At 64.4% G+C, this 13,626-nt stretch carries 15 protein-coding genes; 5 read left to right on the top strand and 10 right to left on the bottom strand.

The window, feature by feature from the left end; all coding sequences use genetic code 11:
• Window positions 1–386 precede the first annotated feature (386 nt).
• The 8 genes from CZ674_RS10405 to nrdI all read right to left on the bottom strand — a co-directional run bounded on the left by CZ674_RS10405 (window position 387) and on the right by nrdI (window position 7,712).
• Entirely contained in the window at window positions 387–998 is a 612-nt protein-coding gene (locus CZ674_RS10405) for a hypothetical protein (protein WP_087054582.1), read from the bottom strand.
• A gap of 4 nt (window positions 999–1,002) precedes the next feature.
• The gene (locus CZ674_RS10410) at window positions 1,003–1,746 is read right to left on the bottom strand and encodes a hypothetical protein (RefSeq protein ID WP_086992463.1); all 744 of its coding nucleotides are present in this window, start codon (window positions 1,744–1,746) and stop codon (window positions 1,003–1,005) included.
• Window positions 1,747–1,926: 180 nt separating this feature from the next.
• On the bottom strand, window positions 1,927–2,424 hold the full coding sequence (locus tag CZ674_RS10415; protein WP_086992464.1) for a hypothetical protein: 498 nt from the start codon (window positions 2,422–2,424) through the stop codon (window positions 1,927–1,929).
• Window positions 2,425–2,524: 100 nt separating this feature from the next.
• Window positions 2,525–3,295, bottom strand: a complete 771-nt coding sequence (locus tag CZ674_RS10420; protein WP_159456963.1) for a helix-turn-helix domain-containing protein — start codon at window positions 3,293–3,295, stop codon at window positions 2,525–2,527.
• Between the two features lie 79 nt (window positions 3,296–3,374).
• A complete protein-coding gene (locus CZ674_RS10425; RefSeq protein WP_086992466.1) occupies window positions 3,375–3,950 on the bottom strand; it encodes an NADPH-dependent FMN reductase in 576 nt (191 codons plus the stop codon).
• A gap of 47 nt (window positions 3,951–3,997) precedes the next feature.
• Window positions 3,998–5,023, bottom strand: coding sequence for a class 1b ribonucleoside-diphosphate reductase subunit beta (nrdF, locus tag CZ674_RS10430; protein ID WP_086992467.1), 1,026 nt, complete (start codon window positions 5,021–5,023; stop codon window positions 3,998–4,000).
• A 32-nt stretch (window positions 5,024–5,055) separates the two neighbouring features.
• Complete coding sequence (gene nrdE / locus CZ674_RS10435) at window positions 5,056–7,212, bottom strand: class 1b ribonucleoside-diphosphate reductase subunit alpha (protein WP_086992468.1); 2,157 nt, start codon at window positions 7,210–7,212, stop codon at window positions 5,056–5,058.
• Window positions 7,209–7,712: a class Ib ribonucleoside-diphosphate reductase assembly flavoprotein NrdI gene (gene nrdI, locus CZ674_RS10440; RefSeq protein WP_086992469.1), complete on the bottom strand. Its 504-nt coding sequence runs from the start codon at window positions 7,710–7,712 to the stop codon at window positions 7,209–7,211. The genes nrdE and nrdI overlap by 4 nt, the downstream gene beginning before the upstream one ends.
• A 169-nt stretch (window positions 7,713–7,881) precedes the next feature.
• Here nrdI and CZ674_RS10445 point away from each other — a divergent pair, with 169 nt between their 5' ends.
• The 5 genes from CZ674_RS10445 to CZ674_RS10465 are packed head-to-tail and all read left to right on the top strand — an operon-like array spanning window position 7,882 to window position 11,447.
• Window positions 7,882–8,145, top strand: a complete 264-nt coding sequence (locus CZ674_RS10445) for a hypothetical protein (protein WP_086992470.1) — start codon at window positions 7,882–7,884, stop codon at window positions 8,143–8,145.
• A gap of 44 nt (window positions 8,146–8,189) precedes the next feature.
• Window positions 8,190–9,131: a metal ABC transporter substrate-binding protein gene (locus CZ674_RS10450; protein WP_086992471.1), complete on the top strand. Its 942-nt coding sequence runs from the start codon at window positions 8,190–8,192 to the stop codon at window positions 9,129–9,131.
• Entirely contained in the window at window positions 9,131–9,868 is a 738-nt protein-coding gene (locus tag CZ674_RS10455) for a metal ABC transporter ATP-binding protein (RefSeq protein ID WP_086992472.1), read from the top strand. The genes CZ674_RS10450 and CZ674_RS10455 overlap by 1 nt, the downstream gene beginning before the upstream one ends.
• The gene (locus CZ674_RS10460; RefSeq protein ID WP_086992473.1) at window positions 9,868–10,743 is read left to right on the top strand and encodes a metal ABC transporter permease; all 876 of its coding nucleotides are present in this window, start codon (window positions 9,868–9,870) and stop codon (window positions 10,741–10,743) included. Before CZ674_RS10455 ends, CZ674_RS10460 begins: the two co-directional genes overlap by 1 nt.
• 11 nt (window positions 10,744–10,754) lie before the next feature.
• On the top strand, window positions 10,755–11,447 hold the full coding sequence (locus CZ674_RS10465) for a metal-dependent transcriptional regulator (protein ID WP_086992474.1): 693 nt from the start codon (window positions 10,755–10,757) through the stop codon (window positions 11,445–11,447).
• A 5-nt stretch (window positions 11,448–11,452) separates the two neighbouring features.
• Here CZ674_RS10465 and CZ674_RS10470 read toward each other — a convergent pair whose 3' ends face one another.
• Together CZ674_RS10470 and CZ674_RS10475 are read right to left on the bottom strand one after the other, a co-directional pair.
• A complete protein-coding gene (locus tag CZ674_RS10470; RefSeq protein ID WP_086992475.1) occupies window positions 11,453–12,133 on the bottom strand; it encodes a metal-dependent transcriptional regulator in 681 nt (226 codons plus the stop codon).
• Between the two features lie 110 nt (window positions 12,134–12,243).
• Window positions 12,244–13,308: a DNA-methyltransferase gene (locus CZ674_RS10475; protein ID WP_086992476.1), complete on the bottom strand. Its 1,065-nt coding sequence runs from the start codon at window positions 13,306–13,308 to the stop codon at window positions 12,244–12,246.
• Window positions 13,309–13,626: the final 318 nt, after the last annotated feature.

The following is a 13,626-nucleotide window of genomic DNA, read 5'->3' on the forward strand; positions in this document are numbered from 1 at the left end:
TCCTCTGCGAAGAGCCAGCAGCGACCATCGCAACAGCATCCCGCTTGAACTCATCGGAATAGATCTTCGGCACGATTGCCATCCTTCCAGCACGACCCCAGTCAGAAATCATGCGGTCATAGACTCAACCGAACCTTCAGCAGACCCTCCTTCAGGACACGGCACGGGCCGGGGCTCGTGCGCGGTATCCACAGGGAAGGTGCGTCAACAAACCGTGCTGGCCGCAGATTCTCCGCTCTGAGCATCCCTTCTGAACCTCAACCCCTACCCGAGGTCGCGTGGTTGCCGCGAGCATTTTTGGGCGGGATGCGCCGTTTCGTCAAGAACATGCGCCAAATCGTCAAACACACCGGCTTCCAGCTCCACCGATCAGAGATGACTTTCTGCTACAGGCTCCGGCCAGAACCACGGTCTGGGCATGGCGGCTCGGGGCCGTCCGGGTCCATGCTCAGGTGTTGTTCCCGTTCGGCGAGGAGCTCGCTCAGCAGTGCCCCACGTTCCAGCATGGTCAGCGCCTGCCCGGGCGCACGAATATCCGAGGGTGTGGCAGCCGTCCGTCCAGTTTCGAGGACCGCGGCGTTGATCCGGTCAAGAATCTCAGCCGTGTTGTGCTGTTCGGTGTCCTGCTCCAGGATGCGGGCGATCTCGTTCACCACGACACTGTCGTGCTCGGCCGGTGGGAACGCTGCCGACGCCGTCACCCCATCCCCGACCGGGACACGGCCCACGACGAGCCGGAACTGGCCTTCTCCGTCGTACCCAGTCGCGTCATACACGCCGGGCGGCATCCAGTCGTGTGCGTCTGACGCCTGCCCCGCATACAACTCAGCCCCAGCCGGGTCGTCAGGGTCAACCACGCGAATGTCGGGATCGGCAGCGAACAGCATCGCTGACAGTTCCTCCCTCTGCGCCCGGTCCAGCAAGGGTGTGCCTTCCCCGGCTTTCTCCCGTTCCACGAGTACACGGAGGGTTTGCAGGGCGATCAGATCCGAAGGCACCCACTCACGGTGAAACCGCTCCGGAAGGAACATCGTCCGCGGCCCCCCCCTTGGCCACGAGCCCCTGCAGGGCGTGTTCGCGGCGCAGCGCGGTCGCGGTGAACTCGGACCGCCACTGGGCGTGGTCGGATCGGAACCTCATGTCCTCGTACTCGCCCTCGAACGACGGGGCGACCGTGACGAGATAATCCTCCTTCACCGGCTCCACCGGCAACCGCTCCCGCTCCAACAGATCCACCAGGCCATCACGGACCCGCTCAGCCCGCTCCAACCGATCCAAAGTCTCCGGGAGACGTGACGCCTGGACCGCGAGGGAGAGACACTCGTCCCGCCACCGCTCATGCGCGTCCTCAAAGCTCTCCGGATCGGGCGTGCCGTCCGGGAGGCGGAAGTCACCGGTGCCCGGTTCGGGTGGGAACATCTCCGCCACGATCTCCGGAATCCCCGACTCCTCGAACGCCTCCCACCCGGGTGACGGCACCGCTACCGGCGGGGTGGGAGCGGCGTCAGCTGCGGGTGTCCAGGAGCGGATGTGCGGGACGTCGTCGCCGAAGTCTTCACCGAATACCCGGTCGCCTTCTGTGCGGAGCTGGTCGGGAGGACCGGCGAGCCCCTCGATCAGCACCTCAACGACCATGTGCTGCGCCTCGGCTTGGGTGCGAGCGAGGACATCGAAAGCGACCACCACCCGATGCGGGCGCGGCGGCTCAGACGAATACCCCAAAGGGGGGATCGTGATATCGGACATGATGAAAGACTCCAATCACACTCGGATAGACAGGACACGCCACTGCACCCGATCGCTCAGGTGTCACAGGTGGTGCTGTTCCAGAGGTACGCACAGAACCGAGTCAAGGGCGAGGCATCCCGGCAATGACGCGTCGAAACACCAAAAACACGCGCCGAAACGTCAAACTCCGCCACCGGGTCAGCGTGCGAGGTGACGCCCTGACGAGGGGCCAGCGACGGAGCTCGGCGTCGAGTCAGGGGTGAGAGCATCCTCGCGTTCCTGCAGCGCATGCTGCAGATAGCGGTTGATGACGGTGTGGTTCGTTCCGTCCGCACCGCCCGTCAGAGGTACGTGGTGGAACGAGTACGCCGGGTACGGCGTCGCCTCCCGCAGCGCCTCCAACCACGCATCCACGTCCTCGGGCAGTACCCAATCCTGCGGCGGCGGATTCGACTGTAGGAACTCCGTCGCCCCGGCATATACCTCAGAGTCTTCGAGCATCTCGTGGATCGTGACCGCCACCGCCCGCGCCAACGCGACCGGGTTCCGGCCTGCGATCACGGTCGGCTCGACCTCCGGGTCATCGGTCCAGACGATGATGCCGAGAGACAGGGCGCTCGGCGGGCTTATCTTGCGCCGAGGATCCGCAGCGTTCGTGGACGTCGATGCTGATGCTTCGCCCGGGTTGATGCTCATGGTGGTGGCTACTTCCCTCGCAGGTTCGCGCGCACGATGGCGTGGTCGGCGTACTTGTGAGGCAGGACACAGTTGGCGGCCACTGGTATCGAGCAGTCGTCTATGGTCGAGAGATTTGCCGATACTGCTGCGGGGACAGACCGTGTACCTGACGGAAGGCGCGTGAGGCGTGGCTGGGGTCGGTCCATCCGACGCGACGTGCGATGGTTTCGACGGTGTCGCTGCTTGAGCGTAGAAGGTCGGCCATGCGTCGTGAACGTTCGTTGCGAAGGAACGCTGCTGGGCTTGTGCCGACGTGGCGGGTGAAGAGTCGGGCGAGTTGCGATCGAGAGATCGCGGCCTCGTCGGCGAGAACATCCATGGTCCACGCGCGGCCAAGATCGTTCATGAGCAACGCCATTGCGTGGCGCACCGAGGGGTGTTCGGGCGAGTGCTCGGGGACGGGTCGCGTGAGGATATCGAGCAGGTCCACTGCCAGACTCAAGCGGCGAAGTGTCGGCAAATGGTGCCGTTCACCGTCGATCAACCGTTGCAGGGAAGCATTCACGTGCGGGAACACTGTGGAAGGCACGTCGAGCACGGTCGGGTCTGACCGGTGACTATCTGAAAGCACAAGAGGAGCAGGAGCGCTGGACTGAGTGATCCAGCGCTCCTGCTCCTCAAGGAATGCCGTGTCGATGTATGCGGTGGTGGTGATGACTAGACCGGCGGGTTCTCCCGCATACCAGCGGCCTGGAGGGAGCAGCACGACCTGCCCTGCGGCAAGATCGACTTCACCGGTCTCGTGCCTGAGCGTGGTGGTGCCCGAGTTCACGATCATCACCTTGGTCGCGTCGACGGCAACCGGACCCGTCGCGGCGGAGTGGAGCACGCGCTTTACCGTCAGCGGAAAGGGATTTACACGCGCGCCCAGAGCCTGCGCTCGTGCTTTCGGGGATGCTGGCATCGCATCAACGCGCCGGGTTTTGGCCTTCGATGAGTCGAGCGAAGCGGAGGATGTAGTCCTGAACGAACTGCACGGTCGATTCCTGCGAGATGTTCCCGTCCTCATCGAGAAGCGTGGGTGATTGAGAGAGGAAGACCTCGGGCTGTCCGGGGGTGGGCATGTCGAAGTATGAGAGCGCGAGCCGGAGGTTCTTCTGCGAGCTGTACCCGCCCATGCGGCCAACGGAGTGGCTGATGATCCCGGCAGGCAGGTTCTTCCAGGCGACATCGCTGTTGGGTTTGGAGCCGATGTCGATGGCGTTTTTCAGGCAGGCGGGTATGGTGCGGTTGTTCTCTGGTGTGACGAACAGGACACCGTCGGAGGCTTGGATGATCTCCCGGAACTGCGTGTACTCCGGCGGGGTGGGTTTGTCGGTGATTTCGGGGTCGTCGTAGTCGAAGTCGTAGAGAGGAAGGTCGCGGATCTCAACGATGCGTGCGTCGTAGCCGTCGGGAAAGTATCCGATGGCGTTGTGGGCGATCTTGCGTGCGTAGGAGCCGCGGCGCAGACTGCCGACAAGGACGGAGATGCTCTTACTCAAGGTGTGGTTCTCTTTCTCTGAGGCGTAAGTGTGGGAATGACGTTCGGTTAGAAGTCCCAGTCGTCGTCGTTGGTGTCTACGGCTTTGCCGATGATGTAGCTGGATCCGGAGCCGGAGAAGAAGTCGTGGTTCTCGTCTGCTCCGGGGGCAAGGGCGGCGAGGATCTCCGGATTGACTTCCGTTTCTTCCGGGGTGAAGCGGGCGGGGTAGCCGAGGTTCATGAGGGCTTTGTTCGCGTTGTAGCGGACGAAGACGGCGACGTCGTCCATGAGGCCGAGCGGTTCGTAGAGCTCGCCGGAGTACTGCAGCTCCAGGTCGTAGAGCTCTTCGAGGAGCGCATAGGTGAACTCGCGCATGTGCTCCTGTTCGGCTGCGGTGTGGGTTTCGAGGCCGCGCTGGTACTTGTAGCCGGAGTAGTAGCCGTGCACGGCCTTGTCGCGCAGGATGAGCCGGATCATGTCGGCAGTGTTGGTGAGCGTCGCGTGCACGGAGAAGTGCAGCGGCAGGTAGAACCCGGCGTAGAGCAGCAGCGAGGACAGCAGCGTGGAGGAGACCTTCCGCTTGAGCGGATCATCCCCGTAGTAGTGCGCGAGCACCTTCTTGCAGCGCTCCTGGAGCAGATCGTTGGCGACGGCCCACCGGTACGCGTCGTCGATCTCTGGGGTCGAGGTGAGGGTGGAGAACACGCTGGAGTAGGAGCGTGCGTGCACGGACTGCATGAACGCGATGTTGGTGTAGACGGCTTCCTCGTGTTCGGTACGGGCATCCTGGATCTGGCAGATCTCTCCGACGGTGGCCTGCACGGTGTCGAGCATGGTGAGCCCGGTGAACACGCGCATGGTCAGCGTGCGCTCCTCCTGGGTGAGTTTCTGCCAGGCGGGGAGGTCGTTGGACAGTGGCACCTTCTCAGGGAGCCAGAAGTTCGCGGTGAGCCGGTTCCACACCTCGAGGTCCTTGTCGTCTCCGACGCGGTTCCAGTTGATGGGACGCAGTCGCGCACCTGGGTCGTGCCGGTAGCCCGGTGGGGTGACGGAGATCTCGGTGATCGGGCGCATGGTGTCGGTGAGGGTCATGGGTGTTCCTTCGGGAAGATCGGATGATGTGGTCAGAGGGCGCAGGAGACGCAGCCTTCGATTTCGGTGCCTTCGAGTGCGGGCTGGCGGAGGCGGATGTAGTAGAGGGTCTTGATTCCTGCGCGCCAGGCGTGGATCTGTGCCTTGTTGATGTCGCGGGTGGTCGCGGTGTCGCGGAAGAACAGCGTCAGGGAGAGGCCTTGGTCGACGTGGCGGGTGGCGGCGGCGTAGGTGTCGATGATCTTCTCGTAGCCGATCTCGTACGCGTCCTCGAAGAACTCGAGGTTGTCGTCGGTCATGTGCGGGGCCGGGTAGTAGACGCGGCCGAGCTTGCCCTCTTTGCGGATCTCGATCTTCGCCGCGATCGGATGGATCGACGCGGTCGCATGGTTCACGTATGAGATCGATCCGGTCGGCGGGATCGCCTGCAGGTACGCGTTGTAGATGCCGTGCTGCCGCACGGATTCCCGAAGCTCCGCCCAGTCACCGCGGGTGGGGATCGCGACGCCTGCCTCGGCGAAGAGGGTGCGGACGCGTTCGGTGGCGGGCTGCCAGTCGCGCTCGGTGTACTTGTCGAAGTAGGTGCCGTCCGCGTAGGCGGAGGTCTCGAACCCGGTGAAGGTCGTGCCGCGTTCGATGGCGATCCGGTTGGAGGCGCGCAGGGCGTGGTAGGTGACGGTGAGGAAGTAGATGTCGGTGAAGTCGATGCCCTCCTCGCTGCCGTAGCGGATGCGCTGTGAGGCGAGGAACCCGTGCAGGTTCATCTGCCCGAGCCCGATCGCGTGCGACGCGTCGTTTCCGGCCGCGATCGAGGGCACCGCGTCGATGTCGGTCTGGTCGGACACGCTCGTCAGTGCCCGCACCGCAGTCTCGACCGTCGCCCCGAAGTCGGGGGAGGCGAAAGCCTGCGCGATGTTGAGGGAGCCAAGGTTGCAGGAGATGTCCCGACCGATCTGCTCGTATCCGATCGCGGCGTCGTAGTGGGAGGGAGTGTTCACCTGGAGGATCTCGCTGCAGAGGTTGGACATATTGATCCATCCCTGCAGCGGGTTCGCGCGGTTGACGGTGTCCTCGAACAGCACGTACGGGTATCCGGACTCGAACTGCAGCTCGGCGAGGGTCTTGAAGAACTCCCGTGCGCTGATCGTCGTCTTGCGGATGCGCGGGTCGGCGACGAGGGCGTCGTAGTGCTCGGTGACTGACAGATCCGACAGAGCTGTGCCGTATTCGCGCTGCACGTCGTAGGGGCTGAACAGGTGCATGTCCCGGTTCTCCTTCGCGAGCTGGAAGGTGACGTCGGGGATCACGACGCCGAGGGAGAGCGTCTTGATGCGGATCTTCTCGTCCGCGTTCTCGCGCTTCGTGTCCAGGAACCGCAGGATGTCCGGGTGGTGCGCATGCAGATACACCGCGCCCGCGCCCTGCCGGGCACCGAGTTGATTGGCGTAGCTGAAGCTGTCCTCGAGGATCTTCATCACCGGCACCACACCGGAAGCCTGGTTCTCGATCTGCTTGATCGGCGCACCGGTCTCGCGCAGATTCGTCAGCAGCAACGCGACCCCGCCCCCGCGCTTGGACAGTTGCAAGGCGGAGTTGACACTGCGGCCGATGGACTCGAGATTGTCCTCCAGGCGGAGCAGGAAGCAGGAGACGAGCTCCCCGCGCTGCGCCTTGCCCGCGTTCAGGAACGTCGGGGTCGCAGGCTGGAACCGGCCGAAGAGCATCTCATCCACCAGCCGGGTCGCCAGCGCCTCGTCGCCCCGACCGAGGAAGAGCGCCGTGGCGACCACGCGCTCCTCGAAGCCCTCCAGGTACGTGGTGCCGTCGAACGTCTTCAGGGCGTAAGAGGCGAAGAACTTGAACGCGCCGAGGAAGGTCTGGAAGCGGTGCCCGGCCCCGCGAGCCCGCTCATGCAGGCCGGTGAGGAACGCCGGAGTGTACGCCTCGAGGAACGCACGCTCGTAATAGTCGTTCGCCACCAGCCAATCCAGCCGGCCGGTCACGGTCGGGAAGGTTCTCGTGTTCGGGATGACATGCTGACGCAGATACTCCTCGGCGGCCTCCCAGTCCTTGTCGAACTGGATCGACCCGTCCGAGGCGAACAGGTTCAGTTGCGCGTTGAGCGCGTGATAGTCCTTCCGGACACCGATCCCGGTGCGCGCGGGGGCTTCGGGGGAGATGATGGTCATGCGGTCTTCCTCTCGATGGATGTCAGCTCGTCAGGGGTCCGGTCCCAGAATCGGGTCAGGCCGTTGTTCACGTGTTCGACGTCGCGCTGCGTGCCGAGCAGCTCGAAGCGGTACAGCTCCGGCACCCGGCACTTCGCAGAGATGACGGGACCGGCGAGGCAGTAGTGCTCGCCGAAGTTCGTGTTCCCCGCCGTGATCACACCCCGGATCAGGGCACGGTTCGCCGGGTCGTTCAGGAACGAGATCACCTGCTTCGGCACCGCCCCGGCACGTTCCCCACCGCCGTACGTAGGGACCACGAGCACAAAGGGTCGTGCGACCCGGATCAGCCCCTCCACCCGCGGCCGCAGCGGAACACGAACCGCGGGCCGATCGAGCCGGTCGACGAACCGGCGGGTGTTCTCCGACACGCTCGAGAAGAACACGAGATCAGGCGACTGGGCGGCGGCGAGCTCGCGCACTGAGAGCGCGGCGCGACGGGGCTCGTGGGGGGCTGGCATGGCGTTCCTCCTCGCTCTCTGGCTGTGACGCGCCACGCCACCAACCACTACATGTTGTGTCGTGCTGCTGTTTGGAGCGGCGTATCTAGTAATAACATCGATGTGGTTCACTTGTCTACGCCACGCCCAGGTTTGTAACTACGGCAGGCCGAACAATAGGATGTGTGGCATGGGACGAACGCACGTGGACGAGCGCAATGAGGGTGCGTGGCTGGAGGCCATCACCTTGTTTCAATCCGTGCGAGACGCCGACCATGACGCTGCGGCTCGCCTGTTGCGAACGTCTTCCGACCCCGAAGCGGTGATGCTGAACCTCCTGCGCATGCTCGGCGTGTACCTGCGCGGAGAAGCACCCGACAAGCTCGACCACTTCATCACCGCATCCCATCGCGCTGGCCCGCCCCCAAGCCCTCCGTTTCCACCACTCACGTGAACTTCCACCCGTATCTCGCCACCCGTTCAGTTAAGGAACCATCCATGCCACGTAACTCCCGCTTCTTCTCCCGCCGTTCCCTGCCGCTGCTGGCAGCGTCCGTGCTCGCGCTGTCTCTTGCTGGATGCGCAACATCCGGCGAGAACGATGCAGGAGCAGACGATGAGCGTCCCGTGGTGCTGACGACGTTCACCGTTCTCGCGGACATCGCCGAGAACGTCGCCGGCGACAACCTGAGGGTGGAGTCGATCACGAAGGTCGGGGCGGAGATCCACGGCTACGAACCCACACCCGGCGACATCCGCAGAGCATCGGAGGCCGACCTCATTCTCGACAACGGGATGAACCTGGAGGCGTGGTTCGGACAGTTCGTCGAAGGCATGGACGTGCCTCACGTCGTCGTCAGCGAGGGAGTCGAGGCCATCGACATCACCGAGGACGCCTACGCAGGGATGCCGAACCCACACGCGTGGATGAGCCCGGTGAACGTGCAGATCTACGTCGACAACATGGTCGACGCGTTCAGCGACCTCGACCCCGACAACGCGAGCGAATACGAGGCCAACGGCGAGGCATACAAGGCCGAGCTACAGACCGTGCAGGACGAGCTGGTCGACGAGCTGTCGGTCCTGCCCGATAACCAGCGGGCGCTGGTCACCTGTGAAGGCGCGTTCTCCTACCTCGCCCGGGACGCCGGGCTGACGGAGAAGTACATCTGGGCAGTCAACGCCGAGCAGCAGGCCACCCCCCAGCAGATCACCTCTGCCATCGAGTTCGTACGCGACAACGACGTACCAGCGGTGTTCTGCGAGTCCACCGTGTCCGACGCCCCGATGCAGCAGGTCGTCGAAGCAACCGATGCCGAGTTCGGCGGCGTGCTGTACGTCGACTCCCTCTCCGAAGCGGACGGCCCGGTCCCGACCTACCTGGAGCTGATCCGCCACGACGCGACCACCATCATCGACGCTCTGACGGCACGCAACTGATGACGACAGCGATCTCGGTACATGACGTCACCGTGCACTACGGCGACGTCCTCGCCCTCGACCACGCCACGCTCGAGGTCCAGGCCGGTCGGGTGTGCGGACTAATCGGCATGAACGGGTCGGGAAAGTCGACCCTGTTCAAGACCATCACGGGACTGGTGCGCCCCGACTCCGGCACGGTGCGCGTGAATGATGAGAGCCCGGGCAGAGCGCGCAAGTCTGGAGCCGTCGGCTACGTGCCACAGAGCGAGGACGTCGACTGGGCGTTCCCGCTCTCCGTGCGTGATGTCGTGATGACGGGCAGATACGGGCACATGGGCTTCATGCGCCACGCGAGAAGGACCGACCATGAGGCCGTCGATGACGCACTGGAGAGGGTGGAGCTGACCGAGTATGCGAACCGGCAGATCGGGCAGCTCTCGGGTGGTCAGAAGAAGCGCGTGTTTGTCGCACGGGGCATCGCCCAGGGGGCGACGATCCTGCTGTTGGATGAGCCGTTCGCTGGCGTCGACAAGCGCTCCGAAGCGACGATCACCCGGCTGCTGCGTGAGCTGGCCGACGCTGGGGCCACGGTTCTCGTCTCGACCCACGACCTCCACGCCCTGCCCGACTTGGCCGACGAGGCCGTTCTCCTGATGCGGCGCGTGCTCATGCACGGCGACCCGGATGAGGTGCTCCAGCCCGACAACCTTGCCCTGGCCTTCGGCCTGGACGTCCTGAACCGAGGCGAAAACTGATGAACCTGATCGATTTCTTCCTCGAGCCCCTCAGCTATGACTTCATGGTGCGCGCCCTCGCGACCACCTTGATCGCCTCGATCGTGTGCGCGGTGCTCTCCTGCTGGCTCGTCCTGATTGGCTGGTCGCTCATGGGCGACGCCGTCTCCCACGCCGTCCTCCCCGGCGTGGTCCTCGCCTACATCGTCGGTGCCCCGTTCGCCCTCGGGGCAGTAGTGTTCGGGTTCCTCGCGGTCGCCCTCATCGGCGCGGTGAGGGACACCAGCCGGGTGAAGGAGGACGCTGCGATCGGGATCGTGTTCACGACGCTGTTCGCGCTGGGGCTCGTGCTGATCTCCGTGACTCCGTCGCAGACCGACTTGAACCACATCATCTTCGGCAATCTGCTCGGCGTGTCCTGGGCCGACCTTATCCAGGTCATCATTCTCGGTGCGATCACCTTCGCGATCCTCGTCACCAAGCGCCGCGACTTCACCCTCTACGCCTTCGACCCCACCCATGCCCACGCGATCGGTCTGAACCCGAAGATCCTGGGCGCAGCGCTCCTCGGCCTCCTCGCGCTCACCGCCGTCGTCGCCCTCCAGGCCGTGGGCGTGATCCTGGTCGTGGCGATGCTGATCATCCCGGGAGCGACCGCCTACCTGCTCACCGATCGGTTCGGACGCATGCTCGTCGTCGCCCCCGCGATCTCCGCAGCCTGCGCCGTCATCGGTCTGTATCTGAGCTACTACCTCGACACCGCCTCTGGCGGCATGGTCGTCCTCGCCCAGGGAGCCGTGTTCGCGCTCGTCTACCTGTTCAGCCCCCGGCACGGACTCATCGGAACCCGGGTCATGAGTACACGCCGCAGGCGCGCACTCGCTTCCGCTCAGTAGGGGTAACCCGCATGCGCGGCAAGAGCGACCGGTCAGGGACCAGAGCACGCTATCTCCGTGCCATCTGGTCCCTGACTGAGAACAGTGACGCTCCGGTTACGGTGACGGGCCTTGCCCGTGCGCTGAGGTTCGTGCCAGGGAGCGTGTCCGAACAGGTGAAGCGACTCGTCGATGACGGTCTCGTCGACCACGAACGGTATAAAAGCATTTCCCTCACTCCTGCGGGACGCCTCGAAGCGATGCGGGCAGTGCGGGCGAACCGGATACTTCGGTGCTTCCTCCACGACGTCCTCGACCTGCCCTGGAGCGAACTCGCTGCCAATGCGGACGCATTGGAAGCCAGCAGCTCACCCCGCTTCCTCCAGCGAATCGAAGCTTCCCTCGACCAGCCCACCCACGACCCCTACGGGCAGCCCATCCCCACCCCAGACGGTCACATCGAATCCCGCCGGGATGCCCGTCTGCGGGAACTCGCACGCCCGCGATGGGCTCCTGTGAGGATCACGCGCGTCGCCGATGCGCCACTCGAAACACTGGTCTTCCTCGACGAGCGACACCTTCGCCCCGGCACACGGTTACGCATCCAGGCCTGCACAGCGAAAGTCGACATCATCGAGGTCCGCTCGGCGGAATGGCATGGCACGCTGCTCCCTGCCGGAGCAGGCGTGCTCCATGCATCCCTCCACGACGAAGCTGCGCGGTGACCGCATCAACTGGCCACGACAGACACATAGAGTGCATCTGTCGCCGAACGCCCCAGTGCTACCGAGGTGTCCGATCCGGTAACTCGCGCGTCCAGTGCGTCCGAGAACGGGGCACCTTCGCCGATCTCCAGCGTTGATCCGATTAGGAAACCATGCTCTTCGAAGAACTGCAGGAGCGCCGGGTCCGAGTCCGAAATGCGCTCGACCACCACTCGGTGCCCCGCCCCGACTTCGGTCAGTTGCGTCGCGTCCGGGATATGCACCGTCCCGTCAGCGGATGGGATCGGATCACCATGAGGGTCGCGGGTGGGGAACTCCAAGAACTCGTCGATCCGGTCGATCATGAAATCTGACACCGCATGCTCAAGGTGCTCAGCCTCGTCATGCACCTGATCCCACGAGTAGCCCAAGACACTGACGAGGAACGACTCAATCAGCCGATGCCGACGAACCATCGCCAGCGCGTAGGAGCGCCCCGTCTCCGTCAGCTCCACCGAACCGTAAGGAGCATGCTCGACAAGACCCTGCGTAGAGAGCTTGCGGACGGCATCCGAGACCGAAGAGAGCTTCAATCCCGTCCTCTCCGCGATCAGAGTCGGCGTCACCGGCACCGACGACCACTCCGCCAGACCCCACACAGCCTTCAAATAATTCTGGGTGCTCGCGGACAACTCAGCGACGGACATGAACTCAGAATAGCGACGAACATGCAACTACGCCATGGCCCCGTTCAAAAGTACGGAGGTGAGATGGCGCAAGGTCGTTCGTCGCCAGAAACTCCCCGACCACGGCTCGGCTACCGGTCCAGCCGTGACTGGACCAGCGGAACATACGACGCATTCTTCTCGAGGCACAGCACGCGATAGCCATCGCTAACCGCTGCTTCCACCGTCGCCCCCGATCCAGCGAATGGCTCCAGCACCACTCCGTGCGGCGGGGCCACCAGCGTGACGAGCCAGCGCATCAACGCCAACGGCTTCACGGTTGTGTGCGATACCCCGAACGCGCGGGGTCGTTCCGCTGTGGAGGGCTTGTGGTCGAAGCGGAAGATCGGGAACTTCCGCGACAGCGACTCGCCCTGCCACGTCCCCGTCAACACGTCCAGCGCATCCGCCTGGCCAGCGTCGAAGGCGACGTTCGTCGGCCACCGGTCATCAGCGAATCTCGCCCCGTCGATGTTGATCCCGCCGACGCCGTGCTCCAGGACGTTGCGGACGAGGTTTCCTTCCGGGGGTTTGCGGGCGATGATGATCGGCTCGAACGCCGGTCGTAGCGCCGTGCCCCACCCCTCCCAGCGCGCTGCGTCCTCGGTCACTGGAGTGCCCTTGGATAGGACCGTGCGGGTCGCACCGAGCACCCCGTCATGATCCGTGGCCTGCACGACCCGGTCGCTGCGGCGTGCGCCGTGGTGCTTGTCGATCGCGTGCGAGAGGTCCATGCTCTTGGGCATCCCGGTGGTGTGCAGCCATGCGATCTGGTCGCGGATCTCGAACCCTGCGTTCTCGATCCCGCGCACCATCCGGTGCCAGGTGCGTGCACCACCGAACGCTGCAACATACGCCCCCGGCTTCAACGCATGCAATGCTCCCGCAGCCCACGCCGTGCACCACGTCTCGAACAACTCCGGCGCACTCATCGCACCCGTGTCGAGGTGCGGGAGGGATTCCCTGAACCCGGACGCGTCATCCCAGGCCTGTCCGTTGAAGCTCAACCCGTACGGCGGGTCAGTGACCAGAGCGTCGATGCTCGCCTCGGGCAGGAGCGGGAGGAGCTCGACCGCGTCACCGAGATAGAGCGTTGCCCGCTCATCAGCGAAGACGGGCTTCGGAAGTTCGGTCAGCGGCGGGGTGGGGTTGGACATGATCGTGGCTCCCTGCTGTTCGGGGCCTGTCCGCGCTCGTGTGCGACGAACAGGGCTACCCAGCAGGTACGGGCCAATCCGACTACGACGAGCCGACACAGCCCCAGCGTCGACGCCACGTCAGAGTCAGTCGCAGCGCGCCGAGTCCGTGATCAGCGAGGTGCCTGTGCCTCGCTGATTCCCAGCGCCAGATTTTCTCCCACACACGATCGGCAATCAACGATTGAAGGCCCCCGGAGATGCATTTCGAAACGCCGTTTATTGGCTCTTCGCGGTTCGTGGTGAATGACCCTGCTGTGGCGGGTATTCACGCTACGG

Source organism: Agrococcus casei LMG 22410, assembly GCF_900163565.1.
Classification (GTDB): Bacteria; Actinomycetota; Actinomycetes; order Actinomycetales; family Microbacteriaceae; genus Agrococcus; species Agrococcus casei.